Annotated in this window: 22 protein-coding genes; 6 read left to right on the top strand and 16 right to left on the bottom strand. The window is 38.8% G+C overall.

Annotation, left to right across the window (positions count from 1 at the left end):
• Positions 1-110: 110 nt before the first annotated feature.
• The 3 genes from PR834_RS11730 to PR834_RS11720 all read right to left on the bottom strand — a co-directional run bounded on the left by PR834_RS11730 (position 111) and on the right by PR834_RS11720 (position 3,677).
• Positions 111-713, bottom strand: a complete 603-nt coding sequence (locus PR834_RS11730) for a Slp family lipoprotein (RefSeq protein WP_004254971.1) — start codon at positions 711-713, stop codon at positions 111-113.
• Positions 714-958: 245 nt separating this feature from the next.
• Positions 959-1,657, bottom strand: a complete 699-nt coding sequence (gene tsaB, locus PR834_RS11725) for a tRNA (adenosine(37)-N6)-threonylcarbamoyltransferase complex dimerization subunit type 1 TsaB (protein ID WP_096864866.1) — start codon at positions 1,655-1,657, stop codon at positions 959-961.
• Positions 1,658-1,751: 94 nt separating this feature from the next.
• Positions 1,752-3,677: an ATP-dependent DNA helicase gene (locus tag PR834_RS11720; RefSeq protein WP_004254977.1), complete on the bottom strand. Its 1,926-nt coding sequence runs from the start codon at positions 3,675-3,677 to the stop codon at positions 1,752-1,754.
• Between the two features lie 149 nt (positions 3,678-3,826).
• Here PR834_RS11720 and PR834_RS11715 point away from each other — a divergent pair, with 149 nt between their 5' ends.
• A complete protein-coding gene (locus PR834_RS11715; RefSeq protein ID WP_004254978.1) occupies positions 3,827-4,174 on the top strand; it encodes a RidA family protein in 348 nt (115 codons plus the stop codon).
• 177 nt (positions 4,175-4,351) lie between these two features.
• On the opposite strand, the gene mdtI is transcribed toward PR834_RS11715, so the two are convergent.
• Both mdtI and mdtJ read right to left on the bottom strand, forming a co-directional pair.
• Positions 4,352-4,684: a multidrug/spermidine efflux SMR transporter subunit MdtI gene (gene mdtI, locus PR834_RS11710; RefSeq protein WP_004254980.1), complete on the bottom strand. Its 333-nt coding sequence runs from the start codon at positions 4,682-4,684 to the stop codon at positions 4,352-4,354.
• Between the two features lies 1 nt (position 4,685).
• Positions 4,686-5,114 (bottom strand): multidrug/spermidine efflux SMR transporter subunit MdtJ, encoded by a 429-nt coding sequence (mdtJ, locus tag PR834_RS11705; RefSeq protein ID WP_004254982.1) that lies wholly within the window; start codon positions 5,112-5,114, stop codon positions 4,686-4,688.
• A gap of 634 nt (positions 5,115-5,748) precedes the next feature.
• On the opposite strand from mdtJ, the gene pdxK reads away from it, so the two are divergent.
• Positions 5,749-6,597 carry a pyridoxine/pyridoxal/pyridoxamine kinase gene (gene pdxK, locus PR834_RS11700; protein WP_004254983.1) on the top strand — a complete coding sequence of 283 codons (849 nt, stop codon included), beginning with the start codon at positions 5,749-5,751 and terminating at the stop codon, positions 6,595-6,597.
• A gap of 105 nt (positions 6,598-6,702) precedes the next feature.
• Here the strand turns inward: pdxK and zwf are convergent, their stop codons facing one another.
• Positions 6,703-8,178: a glucose-6-phosphate dehydrogenase gene (gene zwf / locus PR834_RS11695; RefSeq protein ID WP_004254987.1), complete on the bottom strand. Its 1,476-nt coding sequence runs from the start codon at positions 8,176-8,178 to the stop codon at positions 6,703-6,705.
• A 472-nt stretch (positions 8,179-8,650) separates the two neighbouring features.
• Here zwf and PR834_RS11690 point away from each other — a divergent pair, with 472 nt between their 5' ends.
• The gene (locus PR834_RS11690; protein WP_004254990.1) at positions 8,651-9,496 is read left to right on the top strand and encodes a MurR/RpiR family transcriptional regulator; all 846 of its coding nucleotides are present in this window, start codon (positions 8,651-8,653) and stop codon (positions 9,494-9,496) included.
• 200 nt (positions 9,497-9,696) lie between these two features.
• Positions 9,697-11,139: a pyruvate kinase gene (pyk, locus tag PR834_RS11685; protein WP_094962974.1), complete on the top strand. Its 1,443-nt coding sequence runs from the start codon at positions 9,697-9,699 to the stop codon at positions 11,137-11,139.
• A 125-nt stretch (positions 11,140-11,264) separates the two neighbouring features.
• Here the strand turns inward: pyk and PR834_RS11680 are convergent, their stop codons facing one another.
• The 8 genes from PR834_RS11680 to znuA all read right to left on the bottom strand — a co-directional run bounded on the left by PR834_RS11680 (position 11,265) and on the right by znuA (position 20,880).
• The gene (locus PR834_RS11680) at positions 11,265-12,281 is read right to left on the bottom strand and encodes a fimbrial protein (RefSeq protein WP_144139896.1); all 1,017 of its coding nucleotides are present in this window, start codon (positions 12,279-12,281) and stop codon (positions 11,265-11,267) included.
• Positions 12,282-12,289: 8 nt separating this feature from the next.
• Positions 12,290-14,776 carry a fimbria/pilus outer membrane usher protein gene (locus PR834_RS11675; RefSeq protein ID WP_272536670.1) on the bottom strand — a complete coding sequence of 829 codons (2,487 nt, stop codon included), beginning with the start codon at positions 14,774-14,776 and terminating at the stop codon, positions 12,290-12,292.
• An 11-nt stretch (positions 14,777-14,787) separates the two neighbouring features.
• On the bottom strand, positions 14,788-15,450 hold the full coding sequence (locus tag PR834_RS11670; protein ID WP_272536669.1) for a fimbrial biogenesis chaperone: 663 nt from the start codon (positions 15,448-15,450) through the stop codon (positions 14,788-14,790).
• Between the two features lie 57 nt (positions 15,451-15,507).
• Entirely contained in the window at positions 15,508-16,029 is a 522-nt protein-coding gene (locus tag PR834_RS11665) for a fimbrial protein (RefSeq protein WP_004255004.1), read from the bottom strand.
• Positions 16,030-16,215: 186 nt separating this feature from the next.
• A complete protein-coding gene (locus PR834_RS11660; protein ID WP_004255005.1) occupies positions 16,216-17,073 on the bottom strand; it encodes a LysR family transcriptional regulator in 858 nt (285 codons plus the stop codon).
• Positions 17,074-17,467: 394 nt separating this feature from the next.
• Positions 17,468-18,442: a lauroyl-Kdo(2)-lipid IV(A) myristoyltransferase gene (gene lpxM, locus PR834_RS11655; RefSeq protein ID WP_004255007.1), complete on the bottom strand. Its 975-nt coding sequence runs from the start codon at positions 18,440-18,442 to the stop codon at positions 17,468-17,470.
• Between the two features lie 117 nt (positions 18,443-18,559).
• A complete protein-coding gene (mepM, locus tag PR834_RS11650; protein ID WP_094962968.1) occupies positions 18,560-19,900 on the bottom strand; it encodes a murein DD-endopeptidase MepM in 1,341 nt (446 codons plus the stop codon).
• A gap of 20 nt (positions 19,901-19,920) precedes the next feature.
• Entirely contained in the window at positions 19,921-20,880 is a 960-nt protein-coding gene (gene znuA, locus PR834_RS11645) for a zinc ABC transporter substrate-binding protein ZnuA (protein ID WP_110591670.1), read from the bottom strand.
• Positions 20,881-20,956: 76 nt separating this feature from the next.
• Here znuA and znuC point away from each other — a divergent pair, with 76 nt between their 5' ends.
• Together znuC and znuB are read left to right on the top strand one after the other, a co-directional pair.
• Positions 20,957-21,724 (top strand): zinc ABC transporter ATP-binding protein ZnuC, encoded by a 768-nt coding sequence (gene znuC, locus PR834_RS11640; protein WP_004255015.1) that lies wholly within the window; start codon positions 20,957-20,959, stop codon positions 21,722-21,724.
• A complete protein-coding gene (gene znuB / locus PR834_RS11635) occupies positions 21,717-22,502 on the top strand; it encodes a zinc ABC transporter permease subunit ZnuB (RefSeq protein ID WP_094962966.1) in 786 nt (261 codons plus the stop codon). The genes znuC and znuB overlap by 8 nt, the downstream gene beginning before the upstream one ends.
• A gap of 97 nt (positions 22,503-22,599) precedes the next feature.
• Here the strand turns inward: znuB and ruvB are convergent, their stop codons facing one another.
• Both ruvB and ruvA read right to left on the bottom strand, forming a co-directional pair.
• Positions 22,600-23,610 carry a Holliday junction branch migration DNA helicase RuvB gene (gene ruvB / locus PR834_RS11630; protein WP_004255021.1) on the bottom strand — a complete coding sequence of 337 codons (1,011 nt, stop codon included), beginning with the start codon at positions 23,608-23,610 and terminating at the stop codon, positions 22,600-22,602.
• A gap of 16 nt (positions 23,611-23,626) precedes the next feature.
• Positions 23,627-24,244, bottom strand: coding sequence for a Holliday junction branch migration protein RuvA (gene ruvA, locus PR834_RS11625; protein WP_004255023.1), 618 nt, complete (start codon positions 24,242-24,244; stop codon positions 23,627-23,629).
• Positions 24,245-24,304: the final 60 nt, after the last annotated feature.

The raw sequence follows: 24,304 nt of genomic DNA, 5'->3' as shown, positions 1-24,304 counted from the left end.
ATTATTCAAAGCTGAAAGCTTTACGGAACCCCCAGCCTAGCTGGGGGTTTTCTATGCACAACAAAAAGGCCCCGCAATAATCGGGGCCTTTAAATAAAGAAAAATAATCGTTATTCTGTTAGATAAGTTTGTACGGGTACTGGGCCTCCTGGATAACCGTACCCATAACCATAACCCCATGGGTGGTTATAAAAATACGGGTCGCCATAATAACCATAACCCCAAGGGCCAGACGGCGGGATCATAACACTTTGTGCGACATTCCAGCGTTGGAAACCTGTTACATCTAACGTGACATACTTATAAGGAACTTGCCCTACTTTCCCTTGCTGTTCCCCCGTGATTTTCCCCACCACAGTGATATAACGGTTAGTAAAATCACTTGGCTCACGAAAACCATTTAAGTACGCATAAATGCGGCCAATTGAAGGGGAATTAAGCTCTGGTGCTGCATCATATTTATTCAATGCCATCACCGCAATTTCTAAACGTGTTCTTGCTGCTTCGTTTTCAACTGCAAGGACTTTCCCACCAAAACGCGCCTCTTGGCCAATATACATTTCAGGAGCATTTTGTACCGATGTTAAGTTATCTGTTGGGTTTTGAACCGAGCCTTGAATTGAAGCAGGTATTGAAACACACCCTGTCAGCGCTAATACGCTTGCAATAAAAAGACCTTTAAGTGCATTACGGCAGTTTAATTCAATATTCATAGACCACCTCCGATTAGCGATATTATAAATTCAGGTAATACAATTTTAAATAGCATTTAGTAAACAAAACACGATATGTTAAAAGTAGCCATAAGAATTATCTTACCACCTAATAATATCCTAAATTATTGAATGATTCGATTTGTATTTTTATTATTCAATATTTGATTTGTTTTGTGTGTAATATAAAAAATTGGCCATATCACCTGATATAGCCAATTCAACATCAATTAATTTTCTGCGTATTATTCACGACCAGGCAATTTTTTCCATGTAACTTCATTACGCAGGTAAGTAGGTTCAACATTTTCAACGGCAACCACTTTTCCCTGTTGCCATAATTGAGCAGCAATGGGTAACATATCTTGCGCATCAGGCAGCGTAATATGACTGTTAGCTAATGTAATTGATGCATTCAACAATGAGGGATATGCCTCCCACCCAGTACCTGCATAACCCCACAGCCCTGAAAGCCCTGTCACTTTGCTCTTAAAATCGTCGGGAAGTAGAACTGCTTCAGTTTCTTCACCTAACCATTGGCCTGCGGATGTTCGCTGATATTGGGCACAATAGATTTCTGACATCCGTGCATCAATAGCCACTAATACCTGATGATGCCCCATTATACGAAAGGCGCCTTCAGCAAGTGTCATTAAAGAGGAAACGCCAATCATGGGCAAATTAGCCCCTAGTGCTAACCCTTGTGCAATACCAACACCAATACGAACCCCCGTAAAACTACCAGGACCACGCCCGAAAGCCAATGCATCTAACTGGTTCAACCCCATCCCAGCTTCTGCAAGAACTTCCTCAACCATCGGTAAAATTTTTTGTGTGTGCTCTCGAGGAGAAATCGCGAAACGCGAAATAATGTCACCTTCACACCAAAGTGCGACTGAACAGGCTTCTGTTGCTGTATCAACAGCAAGAATACGACTCGACATGCCTAAACTCCGGCAAATTAATAGTTTCTGATTAAAAGATGCCGATTATATTAACATAAACGGCCGTAGGAATAGCAGAAAAACAAGGTGGGATTTACCTCACTCTATTAACTTCTTGCCTTTTCTCTTCAAGAAATGCAATTGCTTTTTGTATACTTCTTGTTCGTGGTGATGGCGGAAGGCTACGTAAAAAAACCTCACCATAAGGGCGAGTCACTAAACGGTTATCACAAATAACGATGACACCATAATCACTAGTGTCTCGAATTAGCCGCCCTACACCTTGCTTTAAAGTAATAACTGCATCTGGTAATTGGACATCCGAGAATGGATCTCCACCCCGTAATTCACAATCTTCGATGCGCGCTCTTAATAGCGGGTCATCAGGGGCAGTAAATGGGAGTTTATCGATAATGACACAAGTTAATTCATCACCTCGCACATCAACCCCCTCCCAAAAGCTACTAGTGGCAACTAAAACAGCATTCCCCGCAGCAATAAACTGAGATAACAGTTTGTTTTTACTGCTTTCCCCTTGCATTAGAACCGGTAATGTCAATGAAGATTTAAATTCCTCGGCCAATTCACGCATCATCAGGTGTGATGTACATAAAAAGAAGCAACGTCCCTGATTTTTTTCAATCATAGGTCGTAGCATGGTTGCCAATTTTTGTGCGAGGCCTCGTTGATTGAGTTCGGGTAAAAAACGCGGAACACATAATAAAGTTTGGCTTTGATAATCAAATGGGCTGGCTAATAATAGCGTTTTTGCCGTGGCTAGACCTAAACGGTCAGTGAAGTGACTTAGTTTTTCATTTACCGACAAAGTTGCTGATGTAAATACCCAACTGGCTGGCGTACTTGCGATCATTTCGCTGAATTTATCTGCAACCGTTAATGGCGTTAGTGCCAGTAAAAAATGGCGACCATAACTTTCAAACCAATAGCTGTAGCCTGCAATTGTCACATCTTTTAAACGGTTCAAACGATTTCGGTAAATAGTAACACGCTCAAAAATAGAGTCTAAGCTCTGTGAACGGCCCAAAGTGGTTTTGATCACTTCGTAACAAAGTTCAAGAGAATCATCAAGTAATGTCAATGCTCTTTGTACTTCAGGGCGCTTTAGTAAATCACGTAAATTGCCACGAAAACTGTTTTCTCCCAAATTGAGCCGGAAATCTAGCGTACTTTGAGTGAGCCTATCTGCACTTTTTTGCAGTTGCACTTGGTCTTTTAACTCAGTTCGATAGGCCATAATCATATCGCGTGCCAGATCAAGCAATTGGCGACTACTTAGTTGCTGACCAAAATATTGGCTGGCTATATCAGGAATTTGGTGCGCTTCATCAAAAATCATGACCTCTGCTTGGGGAATTAACTCTCCAAAACCTGTGTCTTTCACGACTCTATCAGCCATAAATAAATGGTGATTCACAACGACAATATCCGCTTCTAAAGCTTTACGTCGTGCTTTTAAGACAAAACATTCTTGATAACGTGGGCAATCACTTCCAAGACAATTATCATTGGTGCTAGTCACTAACGGCCAAACTGGGCTGTCCTCCGCAATATCATGACAAGTGCTCGTATCACCTAACTCAGATTCAATGGACCAACTACGTAACCTCACAACAGCAGACAATATTTCCGGTTCAAGACTACCACCACCGAGGGATTGTTGGTCTAATCGCTCTAAACATAAATAATTCGAACGCCCTTTTAATAACGCGGTCCGTCCAGCGTAATTCATCGCATCAATAATTGTCGGTAAGTCTCGGTGATACAGTTGATCTTGTAAGGCTTTTGATCCCGTAGAAACAATGACTTTTTTTCCACTACGCAATGCAGGAACTAAATAAGCATATGTTTTTCCTGTTCCAGTACCCGCTTCCGCCACCAGCACATGCTGCTGCTCAATCGACTCGGTTACTGCATTCGACATCGTAACTTGTGCTTCTCGAGGCTGAAAACCAGGAATTGTTCTGGCTAAAAAGCCATCCGCAGAAAAATCGTCGTGCACTACATGACCTATTTATTAGGAATAATGAGGGCACACTTTACCATGAGTTTCTTAACCCTGCTTAGGTAATTATTACTTCGTTGAACAACTGATTTTCATCCAGCCTGCAAACTGTTATTCTTGAGCCACATGTATAATAAGGAATAATTATGACTATCAAACGTATTGACCCTGATAATCGTTGGTCTGAAGCTGTCATTCACAATAATGTCATTTACTACACCAGTGTTCCTGAAAATCTTGACGCTGATATTGTTGCCCAAACAGCAAATACACTCGCGGCGATTGATGTGATGCTTGAACGTGTTGGTTCAGACAAAAGTAAAATTCTTGATGCCACCATTTTCCTCGCTGATAAAGCCGATTTTGCTGGGATGAACCAAGCATGGGATGCATGGGTTGTTGCTGGAAGCGCACCTGTTCGTTGTACTGTCCAAGCATTGTTGATGAAGCCAGAATATAAAGTTGAAATTAAGATTGTTGCAGCAATTGATTGATTAAACAGGTTTTGCTTTGCATAAAAATGGGCGCCAATTATTAGCGCCCATCCATGCTCTAAATAGTTTGCAGTGTCGCTAGGCGGCAAGTGAGTTAATCCCTTGGAGCATACATAAGTATGTGACTAGGGTTAACGAATGCAGCCAACAACGCGACAGTGCAAAATATGACGAGCATTACGACATCTTGATGAGAACCATTCCTAGTAGCAATAACACAATCCCTCCCCAGCCTTTATAATTTAGCCGTTGATTGAAAAGTATCCAACCTGCTGCTACTGTCGCGATAATCCCGAATGCTCCCCATAATGCATAGGCAATTGAAAGTTCAATTCCTTTTACTGCTTGCGCTAATGCACTGAAAGCTCCGAGTACCGCAATTAGAGAAAGAATACCTATCCAGTATCGTTTAAACCCATTCGACATTTTTAACAAAATGTTGGCTGCGATTTCTAATATGACTGCTAGGATCAAAAACGCAGCATGCCACCATTCAAAATGACTGGCCATATTACGCCTCCGACTTAGCTTCGCGTCCAACTAAAGCATTTGTTTTGGCTGCATTGACCGCGTTTTGTGTAACTTGTTTTACTTTTTGTGCAGATTGACGAACGGTGGTTTTCTTGGTGCCTGATTTAATCAGTCCAATACCGGTGATCAGTAATACTAACCCCCCAATTTTCATCGGTGATAGCGTTTCTCCAAACCACATGACACTAAATGTTGTGATAAAAAGGATACCGATACCTTCCCATAGTGCATAGGCGACACCTAATGCCACTTTTTTAACTGCAACAGCAAGTAAAATGTATGATGTTGCTATCATCACATACATCACGACCATACCAGTAAAATCACCACTGACGCTGGCATGTTTCATTGATAGTGTACCGATAACTTCAGTTACGATAGCTAATACTAAAAATATCCAGTAAATCATTATAATATCTCTCTATATACAGCCACGTAATAGTCTATTTTTTGTACAGATAAAAAATACAGATTACTATTGCGTAGTTGTTGAAAATTCAAATAAATAACAACGTGTTGCTGAGTTTATTCAGCGAAATGAATAATCGAGAGAGACGCTATAATGCACCACACCAGTAGTGTTCACTGGAAAGGATAGCTGAAAGGAAAAGCCTGTGTGTCGTTCTTTTTTGGGACTTGCTGATCTTGCCGCTAGTTGAGCTAAGCATGATATCTTATTCTTTTCATCAGGTAGACATCTACCCAATTTACTCCGAACCCTCATGTTGATAGTTAATTTCAGTTTATTTTTAACATGCCAAATTTATTAAGTCAATGAATATAAACATTTTTTGCATTGAATAAAAATATGCATAACTATTCATTAATATGCTAATCAACCCTTGAGCTATCAACTATTGCGCGAATAAACAAGCGATGATGATAAATTTTTCACTGGAATTATTTTATAAAAAAATCTCTTTTTTCCACTTTTTATACTCTCATCACGCCTTAATTAAGCTATTCGATTTTTAGCATTGACAACCTGATTGAACAAGCTTCTTATAGTAGCTATATGATTGTAATATGCCGAAGAGAGAGCCATGAACGCCTTTAGCCTTACCTCCAATAGTTTCCAAAATTCCACTGATGCAACACCATTACCTTATGATGTTGTTTCAATTCAGTCGCAAGTTATTTATGGCAGTGTTGGAAATAGTATTGCCGTTCCAGCCCTGACAAAACAAGGTTTACGTGTTGCGGCAGTACCTACTGTAGTACTCAGTAATACGCCTCATTATACAACTTGCTATGGTGGTGAGTTGCCTGGTGAGTGGTTTCGTGGTTATTTAAACGGTTTTGTTGAGCGGGGTAGCTTAAATTCTGTGAGAGCTATTTTGACTGGTTATCTAGGTTCCCCAGAAAAAGCCCAAGACTTAGCAAACTGGTTAACTCTAGTTCGTAAAGAAAGAACGGCACTACCGGTTATTGTTGACCCAGTCATGGGAGATGAAGACAGCGGTTTTTATATTCCACCCGAAATTGCCGAGGTATACCGCGATAAAGTCATTCCTTTAGCTACAGGTATTATTCCAAACAAATTCGAGCTCATGACGTTAAGTGGCAAACAAGTCCATAACTTGGATGATGCTACGGCTGCAGCCCGTAGCTTATTAAAGGGAAATACACAGTGGGTAATCATCACAAGTGCTTTCCAGCCTGATGACGACAACATTGAAGTCGTTTGTGTTACCCAAGATAACGTGGCCGTAATCCGCCACAAACGTTACCCTGTCACACCAAAAGGAACGGGGGATTTATTTGGCGCTGAACTCACCGCTCAGTTATTAGCGGGACTATCCGTTCCTGATGCCGCTAAAATGGCATGTTTACGCATCGAGCAAGCGATTATTCATATGGCAGCGACAGGACGTAGCGAATTAATCCTTTAATATCCTATGTAGCTATACCTAACAATATGATAAGCATAGATAAATGGCGGGATTACCCCGCCATTTTAGTCAATATACTACCTAATATTTCAAATATTGATAATATTATTCAAACTCATTCCATGAACGGCCATCGCGTGCGATCATCGCAACAGATGCAATCGGCCCCCAAGTCCCTGCTTGATATGGCTTAGGCGCTTCATTGTCCATTGCCCATGCATCTATAATAGAATCAACAAATTTCCATGCTTCTTCTACTTCATCGCGGCGAACAAACAGTGCTTGAATGCCACGCATGGCTTCAAGTAATAAACGCTCATAAGCATCTGCAAGGTGAGTCTGGTTGAAAGTTTCAGAGAAACTTAAATCCAATTTAGTGGTTTGTAAACGGTGTTTATGATCAAGGCCTGGTGCCTTATTCATAATTTCAATATCAATCCCTTCGTCTGGCTGCAAACGAATAGTTAATTTATTCTGAGGCAGGTCTTGATAACTTTCAGAGAAAATATTCAATGCTGGTTTTTTAAAATAAACAACAACTTCAGAACATTTTGCAGGTAGGCGCTTACCCGTACGTAAATAGAAAGGTACACCTGCCCAACGCCAATCATCGATATCAACACGCAAAGCAACGAATGACTCGGTCATACTTTGCTTGTTCGCACCCTCTTCTTCTAAATATCCAGGGACTTTTTTACCTTGAACAAAACCAGAGGTATATTGCCCTCGTACTGCCTTTTCACGCACATTTGTATGGTCGATACGACGTAAAGAACGTAAGACTTTCACTTTTTCATCGCGAATACGGTCAGTGGTTAAATCTGCCGGTGGTGACATGGCAATCATCGTTAAGATTTGCAATAAGTGGTTTTGTACCATATCACGCATTTGGCCTGCTTGGTCGAAATATCCCCAACGACCTTCGATTCCTACTTCTTCTGCAACCGTGATTTGGACATGATCAATAGTGCGGTTGTCCCAGTTATTGATAAATAACGAGTTTGCAAAACGCAATGCGAGTAAGTTTAAAACGGTTTCTTTACCAAGATAGTGGTCAATACGATAGACTTGGCTTTCATCAAAATACTTAGCCACTTCATTATTAATTTCTTGTGACGACGCTAAATCCGTTCCCAGTGGTTTTTCCATGACAACGCGATTTGGCTTTTTATTTAATTTAGCATGACCCAACCCTTGACACATAGCACCAAAAGTACTCGGTGGCATAGCAAAGTAATGGATAGCGGGTTGTGCATCTTGTTTTAACATTTCAGCTAAACGCACAAAACTTTCAGTCTGGTTAACGTCTAAGTTACAAAAATCCAAGCGAGCGCTTAGTTTTTCCCACAATGCTGAATCGAGATCTTCTTTTAAGAACTTATCTAACGCTTCTTTGACAAAGTGGACATAATCATCTTGACTCCATTCAGCACGACCAACACCAATAATGCGCGTGTCTGGATGAATGTAACCTGCTTTTTCTAACTGATAAAGCGATGGCAGCAGCTTACGACGAGCGAGGTCTCCCTTGGTGCCAAAAATAATTAAGTCACAAGCTTGAGCAGCATTATGTACCGCCATATTGGTTCTCCTCAATTTGCGGAATGTAAGACCTAACTAGGATAGGCCTTATTGTAATTTTGTTAAAATTAGCCCTAATTCCGCTAATGTACCCTGTTGCTAGTGCCCAGTAAATGTTCATGATACCGATCACAGTTTTTATGATGAAAAAAACAACATATTGTCTGTTTAATCTTATGTTACACACTGAATAATTTTTAGTGTATTAAAAAGATGCGATTTAACTGAATGGAGACAGCTTCCGTAAAAAAATAACAAAATAAGTAGGATGTTTACTATTCTGAAAATTAGATACGGGTCAAAGTTTCATAAAAAGCTGCTACTTATCACCTGTATTCAGATAGCTTACATATCATACATAGTATATTTTCACTCTCTATTACGACATCACAGCAAGAAATTTAAAATCAATAATAGGATAACGTGATGACTCAAAAATTTCTCCTTTCGATGAAATAGGCGCTTTTGCTATATGAATATTTTAGAACAAATGAAGACAAGTCTCGATTTTTTAAGTAAATCAGAAAAAAAGGTGGCTGAGGTTATTCTAGGTATGCCACAAAATGCCATTCATCTTAGTATCGCCACACTCGCGCAATTAGCTGATGTTAGCGAGCCAACAGTAAACCGATTTTGTCGAAAAATGGATACGAAAGGATTCCCTGATTTTAAATTACGATTAGCACAAAACTTAGCCAACGGCACCCCCTATATTAACCGCCATATAGAAGAAACCGATACAGTAAATACCTATACTCATAAGATTTTTGAATCTGCTATGGCTGGATTAGATAATGTAAAACACACATTAGATATCAGTGCAATTAATCGTGCTGTTGATTTATTAACTCAAGCTCGGAAAATCAGTTTTTTTGGCTTTGGCGCCTCTGCAGCTGTCGCGCACGACGCAATGAATAAGTTTTTCCGCTTTAATATTCCTGTCATATACTTCGATGATATTGTCATGCAACGTATGAGCTGTATCAATAGTAATGAAGGAGATGTTATTGTGCTCATTTCCCATACAGGAAGAACCAAAGCATTAGTTGATATGGCACGTTTAGCACGGGAAAATGACGCGACTATAATTGCAATTACCTCAGAAAACTCACCTCTCTCTCAAGCCGCTTCCTTATCTATCATTATTGATGTTCCTGAAGATACTGATATCTATATGCCAATGGTATCAAGAATGGCGCAGCTCGCTGTCATTGATGTACTAACAACGGGTTTTACGTTAAGAAGAGGTGAAAAATTTAGAGATAACTTGAAGCGCGTCAAAGAAGCATTACGTGATTCGCGGTTTGATAGCATCTAAAGGCAATAAATTGGCTGTATAAATGCTTTTCTTTGCTTTTCAGGCTTTAATAGTTTTACAGACCTGATAGCATTAAGAAATTGGCTGTATATAATAGCTGTGCTCGTGTCAGCATCCCTATTTGCAGTAAACAGGTTTCGAAATGGAGTGAAATGGTTTCACTCTTTTATCAACACCATTACAGGTCAACGGAGTAATACATGTCTAGACGGCTTAGAAGAACTAAAATTGTTACAACTCTTGGTCCAGCTACAGATCGCGATAATAACCTTGAAAAAATTATCAACGCTGGCGCCAACGTTGTTCGCCTTAACTTCTCCCACGGAACTCCAGAAGACCATCTATTACGTGCGAACAAAGTACGTGAGATTGCCGCTCGTTTAGGACGTCACGTTGCGATCCTCGGTGATTTGCAAGGTCCTAAAATTCGTGTTTCCACTTTTAAAGATGGTAAAGTTTTCCTAAATATTGGCGATAAATTCATTCTTGATGCCAATTTAGGTAAAGGTGAAGGCTGCCAAGAGAAAGTAGGTATCGACTATAAAGGCTTACCTGCCGATGTCGTTCCAGGTGATATTTTGCTTCTTGATGATGGTCGAGTACAATTGAAAGTCCTTGAAGTCAAAGGGTTACAGGTATTTACAGAAGTTACTGTTGGTGGCCAACTATCTAACAATAAAGGTATTAATAAACTCGGTGGCGGTCTTTCAGCTGAAGCATTAACAGAAAAAGACAAAGAAGATATAAAAACTGCTGCAAAAATTAATGTTGATTACTTAGCTGTTTCATTCCCTCGCTCAGGTGAAGATTTAGATTATGCACGCCGATTAGCTCGTGATGCGGGCTGTGAATGCCAAATTGTTGCTAAAGTAGAACGTGCAGAAGCCGTTGCCAATGATGAAGTGATGGATGAAGTTATTCTCGCTTCTGATGTCGTTATGGTTGCTCGTGGTGACCTCGGAGTGGAAATTGGCGACCCTGAATTAGTCGCTGTCCAGAAAAAATTGATCCGCCGCTCTCGCCAATTAAACCGTGTTGTTATAACCGCAACACAAATGATGGAATCGATGATCACTAACCCTATGCCAACGCGAGCCGAAGTCATGGACGTTGCGAATGCGGTGTTGGATGGTACTGATGCCGTTATGCTTTCTGCTGAAACTGCTGCAGGCCAGTACCCAGCAGAAACGGTAGCCGCGATGGCGCAGGTTTGTTTTGGCGCAGAAAAAATGCCGGGCCTAAATGTGTCTAAACACCGTTTAGATGCGGAGTTTAATAGCCCTGAAGAAGCAATTGCAATGTCAACAATGTATGCTGCTAACCATCTTAAAGGGGTTAAAGCTATCATAGCAATGACTGAGTCTGGCCGTACTGCTCGTATGATGTCTCGGATCAGCTCTGGTTTACCTATTTTTGCCATGTCTCGTCATGAAAAAACCCTTAATCAATGTTCTCTCTATCGTGGTGTTACACCTGTTTTCTGTAGCACCCATACAGATGGTATTGCGGCTGCCAATGAAGCTGTCACGCGTTTACGTGATAACGGCTATTTAATGAGTGGTGACGTGGTTCTTGTCACCCAAGGTGACTTAATGGGCACTGTAGGTAGCACGAATACTTGTCGTATTCTAGAAGTTGAATAATCTTTTAGCCCTCGCCTATGGGTGGGGGCTTTCCTTTATATTGAAACGCTATCTAACTTAAAAAAGAATTAACACAAGAAAGTATAGCTCTGCATCACTTGCGTAAAATACAGAGAAAATAGCATTTAATGATATTGTAGGTTAAATTGTAGCGTACCATTCGCTTTCCCAGCTGTCGTTGCAGATTGAGTTTGGATATACGCGGCTTCCAACGGAATGTTGTATTGCCCTATGTCATTTTTATTGGCGAGCGGTATTAATTGATTAAGCTTAATGGGTATACCGTTGTGTTTTACTTGGATGGCATAACCTTTCGCTGTATTTTCATCGGCTAAATTATTAAGTGCGATTGCCCCTGGTGTTTGACTTGAATCTTGAGTTCCAATAAACGTAATTTTTATCGGAGATATAGGGTCACAATCTAATTCAATTTGAAAATTTTGCTTGCTCTCAGAACTCGTTGAACCAACACCTGTAAAGGACAATTTACTAACGTTACCGAATAGTACGTCTATTGACTTATTTTTGACTTCACAACCACTCGAAATAACATTGATTGGCCCCATATTTACTTTGGGTTCGAACCTCCCATATAAATCTGTAGTAATGAAACCATTGTGGAATAAAATCAACATCGCAGCATTAGATATTGGTAAAGTTTGGCTTTTAACATTATTACCAACTTTATAAAAATCCGCCCTTAATTTTACAGTATACGTTGCTGAAGATGCATTAGAGCCACATATAAATCTATTATTATTATTTCCATCTTTCGTATTTACCCCATCAACATATGCAAAACCAGAGCAAGGGCTCATTACTGTACCATGCAAAGTATAACCAACGCCTGAACTATTAATTTCTCTAACATAACCTATACCCGGAATATACCTTGAATTTCCTGGTTCGATTGGTACATAAATTCCAACTTCTGTATTACCCGTCACATTCCACCACGTCCATGGAGAGTGGGTTCCTAAATCAATAGAACCAATAAAAGTACCTACTGGTAAAGTTCGTGATACATAAAGTGTTTTATTCGGATTAACTAATTGGCTGGTAAATTCAGCCCTAAATTCAGCAGCCCCGAATTGTGAATATAAAAGGAACGAAATGCCTATTTTTAGACCTAAATTTTTCATGATAACTCCTATTCACAAACTCGTTCTATAAACTGAATTTTTTCATTCTCTAATGATAATAAAAGTGGAACTGTACATTGTTGATTATTACCGTTGCCCCATTTCACTATTATCTTGCTTTGCTCTGGAACGCCACTTAAATAAACTTCCCCATCATTTGCAACAATACCGCCTGTAACTTGTTCCTCACTTTCCATAACAGAAACTTGTGTACCAAATGCAATTGCTTTTCCCGCATACTTGAGTTTTAATAAAACTCTAGCACCCCGTTTTGCTTGGAAATTAGCTAATACAATCGCACCTTGAGTAGGAACGACTGTCGTTGTATTAATCGCAACATCATTATTGCCACTTAATGTTGCAGTATCGACACTAATTTTATTTCGTTCATAACGAGTCACTGTGGGAATTACTGCATAACCTGACGAATTAGTGTAAAGTGATTGCGCGTTATTTACTTTTAAATTGTCTATATCTTCTGCTTTAACGAGCACTGCAGAATCATAGATAGTACGAGAGGTCGTTAACCCGCCAGAATGCAATAATAGTGCTCCCGTTGCACTGAAATCGATAGCATGATATTTAGGGTCATAGTTATAACCCAAACTGTATTCTCCTGATGAAACTATATAGTTTGCACTAACGGAACTGCTAAATTCATTACGGCTATGGTTATATCTTTGCGTAAGGTTATACTGCAAATTATTATCTACTAATTGCATACCATTAAAACTTAATGAGCTAATCGAATCTCCATTTTTGCTGGTACTATAGCTATAGTTAGCCCAATTATTTTTTCGACCCAAATCAAAAGGAATACTCAAATTGAATGACAGCATTTGGTCATTTGTTTTTGAATAGTCTTGTTTAATATAAGAATAAGCAACGCTGTAATTCAATGAATTATAATTAGAGCTAAAACTCATTGTTAAACTTTTATCAGAACCACTTTTGTCCCAATAATATTGCTGGTAACCATTCACCGATAAATAACCGATTTCGTCAAGTGACTGAGAGACTGATACTTGAAACTGTTGTTTTTTTCGCCCCATATTATAAAGATAATTATTCAAATCAGAAAAATCATAATAGTTTTTTGTTGAGTAACGATATGACGCCAAAGAAAAAGAAGTGCCTGTATTTGGAATGTATTTCGAATATTGAATTCGATACGCTTGCCCTTTCGCACTCTTTTTATCAATCAATTGTACCGATGCTTCTGTAATGTCTGTTGATATCGCGCCAATTTTGCCTAAATTTACTCCAGCACCTATTGTGTAGGCTTGATAGTCTTGAGAAACTAAGAAACCTCCATAAACGGATAAGTTATATGGCAAGCCGTAAATTGCTGATGCTTGCGCAAAATTAGGTTTACGTCGTGCACCATCAACATTATATTTACCAATATCTACGCTATATTTTAATGTGCCGGCTCTTTGCATCATTGGCACTGCAGAGAAAGGCTGAATAAAAGACCTTACCGTGCCATTAGCTTCTTCAATTGTGACCTCAAGATCACCACTATATGACGTTGGATACAAATCATTAATCGCAAACCTACCCGGCGGCACGGTGGTTTGATAAATCACGTTGCCATTTTGGCTGATAGTAACAATCGCGTTTGATTGTACAAGACCAGTCACTGTAGGTGCAAAACCCCTTTCACTTTGAGGTAACATACTTTCATCAGATACTAGCTTCACTCCAAGATAAGGGGGGCTCTCTATTACGCCATTATCAGAGGATATTTCACCAATCGTTAAGCGGCTTTTTAAGCTACGAATATCACGTTCTACATAAGTTTGTAGATTATTCCAATTCGTTTCATATGTCGTTTTACTGTAGGTACTATGATTACGGAAACGCCAAGCGCCCATATTAATACCACTTCTTAAACCTAAGAACGAATTATCGCTATTATTCTTATTTTGGTACCAATGTTTATTAAACCGAACTGTGTAGTTAACAAATGTAGCTGTGATTCCATCGTCCCATTCCTTTGGTTCAACATAGCCTCTACTCGTATTTTCTAATCCAATTTGTGGGATACTAATTTGTAATTGTTGGGTTTCAAATCTGTATTGATAATTAGCACCAGGAATAATTTTACTAATGTCATTCAAATATTCGTCCTCTCCACTTGCTGAAAACTTTTCACTTGCTGAGTTTTTCACACCCCAGTTTAGCAGCATTTTTTTTGTTATTTCAGGAGATAATTTTTTAGCTTTATCATCAAATAAAAACCTTATATTCTTGTTATCAACCAATTTATCATTTATATAGATATCAACAAAATAATCTCCTGGCAATTGTCCTCCCGCAGATGATAGGTAGCCTAAACTATTTATATCTGCGACTTGGTTTTCCATTCCGGAATTAATTGCATTAATATCAAAAATATCTTTAGCAATTGTATTATTGATATAAAATATTAAGCTAATCGCAGTAAAAACATTAGAATACATAAGCGTATTTTTTTTACAAAAAACTGGCATCTTAGAGACTCTTATTTGGTTTTTTTCTCTATAATAGCGCCATAGTCATTGATAAATTGAACAACTATTGAGTCACCATTATTTATTTTTTTCTTAATGATATAGTCATTTTTGAATGGATATATTAAACTAGCACCGTCAATAACCCTGCCATTGTCAAGGATATTTTTGATTGATAAGTGATATGGAGTTTGGTTATCAATCATAATCCCATCTGGTTTCTCAACTAAAAAAATTTTTTTAAAGTCGAATGGCTCTATATCTTTCGACCTTAAAAATAATTTAAACTGTGAATTTATGAATATCTGTAGTTCATTCTCAATACTATTATTTTTTGGTGGTATTGATTTGATATTAAGCAAATAAATTTGTTCAGTATTTGAACCGATAGGCTCACCTATATAAGAAATTCTAGCTGAACCATTTGTATCTGGCTCAATACGAAATAATGGTGGTATGGCAATAAATGGTGCTTTCCCCTCTCCGCCAAATGGTGATACCCAGCTTTGAATTAAAAAAGGTTTTTCTTTATCACTATTGAAAATAGGAATATCAATTTCACGTTTATTTTCTTCATAGACAAAACGTGTTCCACCTACACTAATCCCTGAGGCTTGAGAGGTGCTAGTTATAGAAAAAAAACATATACAGATTGAAAAAAATATTTTTTTCATAAAACAACCATTATATTGAAATAAGAAGGAGAGTAACCATTGTCACTCTCCAATTAGTTAATGATATTGAATACTGTATACAGCACTGCTATTAGCAGGCCCTGCAGTTACTACACCAGTCGCTTTATAACGAGCAACATAGTCTAAGTCTACTGTTGTACCATCGAATTCAATTTGTTTTGAATCTTCAAACAACTTAATTTGCGTTATTGCATCTTTTTCAAATAAAGCAACACCGACATTATTTGCAACGCCTACAGCTTGGTTAATTGCAAGAATATCGTTGTCTGCGGTATCACGTGTGCCACCGAAACGTACAGTTACTTTGGAGTTTGTTGGACAATCAACAAGTTTAATAGTAAAGTTTTTTAAACCCGCCACTTCTCCTTGTGCGGCTAAACTTTTAGCTGATACCTTTCCAAGGTCAACATTTAAATTTTTTGAATTGCTATCAACTGTACAAGCTATATCAGTTATTTCCCCAGTAAAGTTAATTGTACCTGAAGCAAAAACAGTTGGCGTAGATGTTACAGCTAAAGTAACCCCTATTATAGTTAGGGATTTTTTTAGAATACTCATAATAGTTCCTATAATATAGATTTTTAATTATTAATTACTACATAAACAAATAAATCACTCATATTTTTAGTTCAGAAGAAATATATCATCTACCTTTAGTTAAGTTAACCAATGGATACATTGAATTTTTTAAAATTGCATCTAAAATATTAATACTTTGTTTTTATCATTTATGAACTGGCTCTTTTATTTAGATTTTTTATTAGCAATTAGATAGTTTTTTAAAATTTCATTTGCCATTGAGATTTTATTAATATACATATAAAAATTATAGAACGACTTTTTATTTACTATTTTCAGCTCTTTTAATGAATTATTATTTAATTCTTTCTGGATTAAATTTTTCGGCAACCATAAATAACCAACCGAATTTTCGGCTAATTTAATTGCTAATTCCACATTAGAAATATGGATAGTTTGGATGCTTTTGATCCCATTCATACCTGTAAGCTTCAAAGAAATTGAGGCTGTTTTTTCCATTATTTTCAGTATATTGTCAACTGAACAATGTTGCAGCTTATGATTTGGGTTGGTTACAAGCACCGCTTCAACCTGTTCAAGAAATATGGGATTTAACGACTCAATGTAATGATGAGTAATTAGTAAATCATAATTTTTAATTGTAAAAACATCTGATTTTCTTAGTGAAATCTTCTTAAGATCAATATCATAATCCTTTCTAGAGCAGCTTAGCTCTCCAATTTTTTTAAGTATTTCATCACTTTGATATAGCGAATCTATAACTATATTAATTTTATTATTTCCCTCATAATTTAATGACTTGGCAACCTCTTCTAATGAAATCGCTTTATTTGTTACTTCTCTTGATAACGCTAATAACTGTTCTCCTTGTTTAGTTAATACTGCACGACGTTTTTCTAAAGAAAATATTTCAATTTCTAACGTTTGCTCTAATTTACTGATGGTATAACTAATTGATGATTGTGTTCTATGCAAGATTTCAGCTGCTTGAGCAAAACCACCGTAGTCAACCACCGCTTGTAGGGTTATCCATTGGTCTAGCGTAGTTCGGGTTTTAACCATAGAGTCTCCAAATTATTAACCTGGGAGATATATTTTATTTATCGTTAATAAATACTTTTACATACCATTCCTTATTTACTCATATATTTAAAAGTTTTTAAGTTATTTATTTTGATATATCGATAATCATTTTTAATAGGGGATATTTTTTTATGTAAAGCTATCAGTTCTCTTATACTCTCGAAAAGATCAATACAAGTAACTAAAAACAGCCTAATAATAAAACCAAGAAATATAAAAATAAATTAAATAACTATACACCATTAATAATGGTACCCAGCTTTTCAAAATTATGGGTATTAAGTGTATATTTCTATGATGAGCACACTTTTAGACAAAAAAAAGCCATTACTCAAAAGGTAATGGCTCAAAAATTATTCTGTAGATCTGGACACTAACGGTAAAGATCTTTTCGCTGATAAGGTTCTATTTCTCCCTCTTTTCGCGTTTTTAATAGCTTTAGTATCCATGTGTATTGTTCTAAGTTCGGGGAAACCAGATATTCCAGCTCCTCATTCATTCTTCGTGCAATATACTTATCGTCCTTACCATCGATATCATCCATTGGTTCACGGATAAAAATATGCAATTGATGCGTTTTATGGTCATAAACGGGAAATAGTGGCACAACTTTCGCTTTACAAACTTTCATTAACCTACCGATTGCAGGTAATGTTGCCTTATATGTACCAAAAAAATCAACAAATTCGCTATGCTCCTCACCATGATCTTGGTCTGGAAGATAAAACCCCCAATATCCTTGTCTAACAGAAGCAATAAAAGGCTTAATACCCGCTTCTCTTGAATGCAAGCGCCCCCCGAAATGGTATCTCGCTTTATTCCATAAATAATCTGCAACTGGGTTCTTTTGGTGATGAAACATTGCCGCCATTTTCTGGCCTTTTGCTGCTAATAACATCGCTGGTGCATCAACGGCCCAGCCATGAGGAACCATAAAAATAACATTGCTTTGTTGCTGTTTTAAGCGCTCTATAATTTCTTGATTATGCCAATGCGTTCTAGCTAGCGTTTTACTTGCACCACGAAGACATAGCTCTGCCAACATAACAAAAGACTGTGGTGCGGTTTCAAACATACGATCAACTAATTCTTCTCGTTGTTGTTCTGTCAATTTAGGAAAACAATAAAGTAAGTTAATTTTGGCACGACGACGGCCACTTTTAGCCAATCGCCCAACCCATTTTCCTATTTTAGCGAGTAAAGGGTCACGGATTTTAACCGGAATGAAAGCCAATCCTGCCAAAATACCCGCTCCTAACCATACCCCCCAATATTTAGGTAATAGATAAGAACGGTGAAAAGTTGGCATATAGCCTTTTTTACTATCAGTGTCTTGATCTTTATTCATGCTGTACTCAAGTGAATATTAGCTATCTCTCTATAGCTTATAATAATAGTTTACGGGAGCATTACAAAGAAAACTGGCAGATACAAGTACCTGCCAGCGATAAAATAGAAACTTAAGTTACTGTAGTTTAAGTTGTGGTTTCGTTTCTTTTACTAGCGCTAAATATTCTTTACGCTCTTTTCCTGTTAAACCACCAGAACTTGGTAATTTCGCAGTAAGTGGATTTACTGCTTGTTGATTCACCCACATTTCAAAATGTAGATGAGGCCCGGTCGAACGCCCAGTATTACCTGATAGCGCAATTCTATCACCACGCTTAACTTTTTGCCCAGGCTTAACTAACAATTGGCGTAAATGCATGTAACGAGTGGTATATTGACGCCCATGACGGATAGCAATAAAGTTGCCTGCAGCGCCGCTGTATTTTGAAACAATCACTTCACCATCACCAACAGCAAGTACTGGCGTGCCAACAGGCATTGCGAAGTCCACGCCTTTATGTGGTGCTACACGCCCAGTAACTGGGTTAACTCGGCGAGGATTGAATTGTGAAGACACTCTAAACTGTTTAGCGGTTGGAAAACGTAAGAAACCGCGTTCTAAGCCATTCCCTTCGCTATCATAATAGCGCCCATCTTCAGCACGAAAAGCATAATAGCTTTTTCCATTAGTTTGCAGACGAACACCAATGAGTTGGCTCTGCTCACTGCGCCCGTTAAGCATTTCCCTGCTCATTAACACACTGAATTTATCGCCTTTTTTCAATTTTTTGAAATCAACCTGCCATTGTAAGGCTTTAATCACCTCACGGCCTTCATTACGTGTTAAGCCCGCTTTGTTTGTACTTTGTGCAAATGAACCGTCAACCGTACCTTTTAAAACACTGTTAGTCCATTCACCTTCGCGAATTTGCTTAGTTTCTTCAAATTTATTTGTCGTTCCTACGCGGGTAAAAATACGGGTCTCACGGCGAGAAACATCCCAAGTCAATGATTCTAACTCACCCTGTTCTGTTAAAGACCAATTTAAGGATTGGCCTATTTTAAGGTTTCTCAATGACTTATGTTGGTTAGATAGCGTTGCAACATCCCCAGCTTCAATACCGAATTGAGTTAAAATAGTCGTTAAGTTATCACCACTTGCAACAACATATTCATGGGGGAGAGGCGCAGCTTCTCCCCCTGTCTCTATTGCTTCAGCTTCGGTATCAGCAAGGCCTTCATCAGGTAGCTGTTCACTACTGTCTTGAATTATATCGTCGGTAGCATCACTTGCAGGTAATAATGAGAGCGGTATGATGGTATCCGGTGTGCCATCATTTTCAGTTGTCGTTGGTACATGAACTGGCCGCCAAATTGCGACGGCCATAGTCGCTACAGTGAGCGTACTTAATACAATTTTATGTGTCCTAGACAGGCTACCGTATACCTGAGCCAGACTTTTGGCCATTTGCTGCACTTAAACAATTCCTTCTATTTTTAATCCAGGCAGCTGGCGTATTGCTCTGATAATTGAGTCAAAAACTGCATGTAGCTATCTGGCCCTATCGCCAGCCCAATTCCTAGTGGGTCGAGAGTTCCCATTTTCACCCCCGTATTTCGTGCTACACTTTCAATCACAGCAGGCCTGAATTGTGGCTCAGCAAAAACACATTGCGCTTTGTGCTCAACCAATTGTGTTCGTATTTGATGTAATTTCTGCGCGCCAGGTTGTATTTCTGGGTTTATCGTAAAGTGCCCTAATGGAGCTAATTGATAGTGTTTTTCAAAGTAACCGTAAGCGTCGTGAAAAACAAAATAACCCTTATTTTTAGCTGGCTGCAAAATATTAGCAATTTTCTGATCATTTTGCGTCATATTTTCTTTGAATTTACGAAGGTTTACGTCTAGCTTATTTTTTTGTTCAGGATAAAGCTCTACTAAACGCTCATAAATGTCTTGCGCAGCGTAATTTGCAATTTCTGGGGATAACCAGATATGCATATTATACTCACCATGATGATGATGTTCGTGATCGTTGTCATGGTTAGCTTCATCTCCATGTTCGTGATCATGTTCATCTTCATGTGACTCCGCCATAAGTAGTGGCTTAATGTTTTTCTGCTCAGCCAATGCTAGGCGTTTATTCTGTGGTAATGTATTGATTGGCTTCTGTAAAAACATTTCCATATCAGGTCCAACCCATACGAATAGATCAGCCTGTTTAATTTTTTTCAAATCAGAAGGTTTAAGTGCATAATCATGAGGTGAAGCACCATCTGGTAATAAAACTTGTGTCTCAGTGACACCGTCTGCAATCCCTGCGGCAATAAAGGCCAGTGGGCGAATTGACGTTACAACATCAGCATTAGCAGTTGATACCATAGTTGCACTTAATACGGAGGTCGCCACCGCCCCGAAAAGAAATTTGCAGGCAATGTTTTTCGATTTATGTATCATAGCAGTCTTTTTCCGTGATTTTGATTTTGAAATGTTATAATATAACACAAAATGAATTCTGCAAGATGTTTTTCATATGCAACCATTACTGACTTTAAATAAAATTTCTGTTTCATTTGGCGAAAAACAGGTCCTTAACGATGTTACCTTTGAACTGAATAAAGGTGATATCGTAACCCTTTTAGGCCCAAATGGCGCTGGAAAATCAACTATTGTACGTGTTGTACTCGGGTTACTTGCCCCTACATCAGGTACCATTACGCGTCCTTCTTCTCTTGCTATTGGTTATGTTCCACAAAAACTTCACTTAGATACGACGCTCCCTCTTACGGTTAAACGGTTTATGTTATTAAAGCTCGGTGCTCGTAAAGAGCATTTGTTACCTGCACTCGAAAGAGTCAAAGCAACGCATTTACTCGAGCAACCGATGCAAAAATTATCAGGCGGTGAAACTCAACGTGTTTTACTGGCTCGCGCCCTACTCAATAAACCTGACCTGTTAGTGCTCGATGAACCCGCTCAAGGTGTCGATATTACAGGCCAAGTTGCACTATATGATTTAATTAATCAATTAAGAACTGAGCTTAATTGTGCTGTATTAATGGTTTCCCATGACTTACATCTCGTGATGGCAAAAACAGATAAAGTACTTTGCATTAACGGCCATATTTGCTGTTCTGGCGCGCCAGACGTTGTTTCAAACCACCCTGAGTTTGTGGCAATGTTTGGTTATCGGGGTGCTCAACAACTCGGTGTATACCGTCATCAACATAATCATCAACATGATTTAGAAGGCAATATTATTGTTGGTCACCAACACAGCAAGGACTGCAAACATGATTGAGTTACTATTACCCGGCTGGGTAGCAGGCATGCTACTTGCCATTGCGGCAGGTCCTTTAGGCTCTTTTGTTGTGTGGCGCCGAATGTCCTATTTTGGCGATACACTAGCTCATGCTTCATTGCTAGGCGTCGCATTTGGGCTTCTATTAAATATCAACCCATTCTATGCTGTTATTGCTGTCACTTTGTTATTGGCCTTAATTTTAGTTTGGCTAGAAAAGCGGCCACAACTTGCTGTTGATACTCTACTGGGTATTATGGCGCACAGTTCACTGTCTTTAGGTTTAGTCGTTGTTAGCTTGATGGCTAATGTCCGTGTTGACCTAATGGCTTACTTATTTGGTGACTTACTCTCAGTCAGCTATGAAGATATTATAACGATTTTTATTGGCGTTATTGTCGTTTGCGGGTTGCTTTTTTATCGTTGGCGGGCACTTTTGTCCATAACGGTTAGCCCTGAACTTGCTTTTGTTGATGGCATTAATATTCAAAGACTCCGTTTATTACTAATGTTAGTTACCGCACTAACAATTGGCATTGCAATGAAGTTTGTCGGGGCGTTAATTATTACGTCTTTATTGATTATACCCGCAGCAACGGCTCGACGTTTTGCTCGAACACCTGAGCAAATGGCCTTTATCGCTATCTTAATTGGTATGATTGCTGTGACTGGTGGGCTAACACTTTCTGCTTTCTACGATACCCCTGCTGGGCCGTCTGTCGTATTGGTATCGGCTGTTCTATTCGTACTTAGCTTAACAATAAAAGCGAAAAATTAATTTAAGCTATGCATTTTAGTCATCACACGCTGTTTTTAGCACAGATGGCCCCAATATTGATAACAATATTGGGGCCATACTTATTTATTTTATATAATCAAATTTCTTTAGGGGTTAAACCAAAGTGGTTATATGCATGAACTGTCGCCATTCGGCCTCGAGGAGTGCGCTGAATAAAACCTTGCTGGATAAGATAAGGTTCTAATACATCTTCTATGGTTTCACGCTCTTCCCCGATAGCTGCTGCAAGGTTATCAACCCCGACTGGGCCACCCATAAATTTATCAATAATAGCAACTAAAAGCTTTCTATCTAAATAATCGAAACCAGCAGCATCCACATTTAACATGTCTAAAGCTTGGTTAGCTATTAGCCCATCAATTGAACCATCACCTTTCACTTGAGCAAAATCCCGCACACGACGTAACAAACGGTTGGTGATACGTGGAGTTCCCCTCGAACGCATAGCAACCTGTAAGGCCCCTTCTTCGGTGATATCTAACCCCATGTATTGGGCACTACGTTTGACAATATGTTGTAAATCGTCAACTTGATAAAATTCTAAACGTTGCACAATACCAAACCGGTCACGTAATGGTGATGTGAGCGACCCTGCCCGAGTCGTTGCACCAATTAACGTGAAAGGAGGGAGATCAATTTTAATAGAGCGCGCTGCGGGCCCTTCGCCTATCATGATATCTAGCTGATAATCTTCCATTGCGGGATAAAGTATTTCCTCAACAACTGGGGATAATCGATGAATTTCATCAATAAATAGGACATCATGGGGCTCTAAATTAGTTAACATGGCAGCTAAATCGCCGGCCTTTTCTAATACAGGCCCTGAGGTTGTACGTAGATTAACGCCTAATTCATTCGCAACAATCCCTGCCAACGTTGTTTTACCTAGCCCTGGAGGGCCAAAAATGAGTAGGTGATCAAGTGCATCGCCTCGCATTTTCGCTGCCTGAATAAATATCTCCATTTGGTCTTTAACCTGAGGCTGACCAATATACTCATTCAATAGCTTTGGCCTGATCGCACGGTCAATAGCTTCTTCATCTGACTGTAATACTTCAGCAGTTATTAGGCGATCGGCTTCAATCATATTAAAAATCTCTCAATCAAAGTGCTGCACGAAGGGCATCACGGATCAGTGTTTCAGAGTCACTATCCGGTTTTGCGACTTTACTCACCATACGGCTTGCTTCTTGTGGTTTATACCCTAAAGCAATCAGTGCGGCTGCGGCTTCCGCTTCGATATCAGCCATATTTGGTACTTTGCTATTTACACTTGGCAGATTAATATCGCTATTTTGATTAAATAAATCCCCATTGAGGCCTTTGAAGCGGTCTTTCATTTCGACCACTAAACGTTCTGCGGTTTTCTTACCAATTCCAGGTAATTTAACCAGTGATGCTATAGCTTCTTGTTCAATAGCGGACACAAATTGTTGAGCAGACATACCGGATAAAATTGCGAGGGCTAATTTGGGGCCAACACCATTTACTTTGATCAGCTCTTTAAATAGCGCCCTTTCTTGCTTATCATTAAACCCATATAGTAATTGAGCATCTTCACGAACAACAAAGTGAGTGAACACAATCGCTTCTTGACCAATTTCGGGCAACTCATAGAAACAAGTCATTGGCATATGGACTTCATAACCAACACCTTGTAGTTCTAATAATACGATTGGAGGTTGCTTTTCTAAAACAATACCACGTAAACGACCTATCACATTGAAGCCCTCTATTGCTATCTAAACCCTGAACATACTATCTAAACCCTGAACAGGTTG

It is taken from the genome of Providencia sp. PROV182, assembly GCF_028480325.1.
Lineage (GTDB): Bacteria > Pseudomonadota > Gammaproteobacteria > Enterobacterales > Enterobacteriaceae > Providencia > Providencia hangzhouensis.
Note: the sequence above shows the minus strand (reverse complement) of the source record. Positions and strands in the feature narration are given on the sequence as shown.

Excerpts from the sequence above, each read along its gene's own strand:
- PR834_RS11680 (WP_144139896.1), bottom strand. The coding sequence starts at position 12,281 with ATGAAAAATTTAGGTCTAAAAATAGGCATTTCGTTCCTTTTATATTCA.
- PR834_RS11715 (WP_004254978.1), top strand. The coding sequence starts at position 3,827 with ATGACTATCAAACGTATTGACCCTGATAATCGTTGGTCTGAAGCTGTC.
- zwf (WP_004254987.1), bottom strand. The coding sequence starts at position 8,178 with ATGGCGGTACATAATGCTGCTCAAGCTTGTGACTTAATTATTTTTGGC.
- PR834_RS11730 (WP_004254971.1), bottom strand. The coding sequence starts at position 713 with ATGAATATTGAATTAAACTGCCGTAATGCACTTAAAGGTCTTTTTATT.
- PR834_RS11670 (WP_272536669.1), bottom strand. The coding sequence starts at position 15,450 with ATGAAAAAAATATTTTTTTCAATCTGTATATGTTTTTTTTCTATAACT.
- znuB (WP_094962966.1), top strand. The coding sequence starts at position 21,717 with ATGATTGAGTTACTATTACCCGGCTGGGTAGCAGGCATGCTACTTGCC.
- mdtI (WP_004254980.1), bottom strand. The coding sequence starts at position 4,684 with ATGGCCAGTCATTTTGAATGGTGGCATGCTGCGTTTTTGATCCTAGCA.
- lpxM (WP_004255007.1), bottom strand. The coding sequence starts at position 18,442 with ATGAATAAAGATCAAGACACTGATAGTAAAAAAGGCTATATGCCAACT.
- znuC (WP_004255015.1), top strand. The coding sequence starts at position 20,957 with ATGCAACCATTACTGACTTTAAATAAAATTTCTGTTTCATTTGGCGAA.
- ruvB (WP_004255021.1), bottom strand. The coding sequence starts at position 23,610 with ATGATTGAAGCCGATCGCCTAATAACTGCTGAAGTATTACAGTCAGAT.
- znuA (WP_110591670.1), bottom strand. The coding sequence starts at position 20,880 with ATGATACATAAATCGAAAAACATTGCCTGCAAATTTCTTTTCGGGGCG.
- tsaB (WP_096864866.1), bottom strand. The coding sequence starts at position 1,657 with ATGTCGAGTCGTATTCTTGCTGTTGATACAGCAACAGAAGCCTGTTCA.
- PR834_RS11660 (WP_004255005.1), bottom strand. The coding sequence starts at position 17,073 with ATGGTTAAAACCCGAACTACGCTAGACCAATGGATAACCCTACAAGCG.
- PR834_RS11665 (WP_004255004.1), bottom strand. The coding sequence starts at position 16,029 with ATGAGTATTCTAAAAAAATCCCTAACTATAATAGGGGTTACTTTAGCT.
- PR834_RS11690 (WP_004254990.1), top strand. The coding sequence starts at position 8,651 with ATGAATATTTTAGAACAAATGAAGACAAGTCTCGATTTTTTAAGTAAA.
- mdtJ (WP_004254982.1), bottom strand. The coding sequence starts at position 5,114 with ATGATTTACTGGATATTTTTAGTATTAGCTATCGTAACTGAAGTTATC.
- pdxK (WP_004254983.1), top strand. The coding sequence starts at position 5,749 with ATGAACGCCTTTAGCCTTACCTCCAATAGTTTCCAAAATTCCACTGAT.
- pyk (WP_094962974.1), top strand. The coding sequence starts at position 9,697 with ATGTCTAGACGGCTTAGAAGAACTAAAATTGTTACAACTCTTGGTCCA.
- PR834_RS11675 (WP_272536670.1), bottom strand. The coding sequence starts at position 14,776 with ATGCCAGTTTTTTGTAAAAAAAATACGCTTATGTATTCTAATGTTTTT.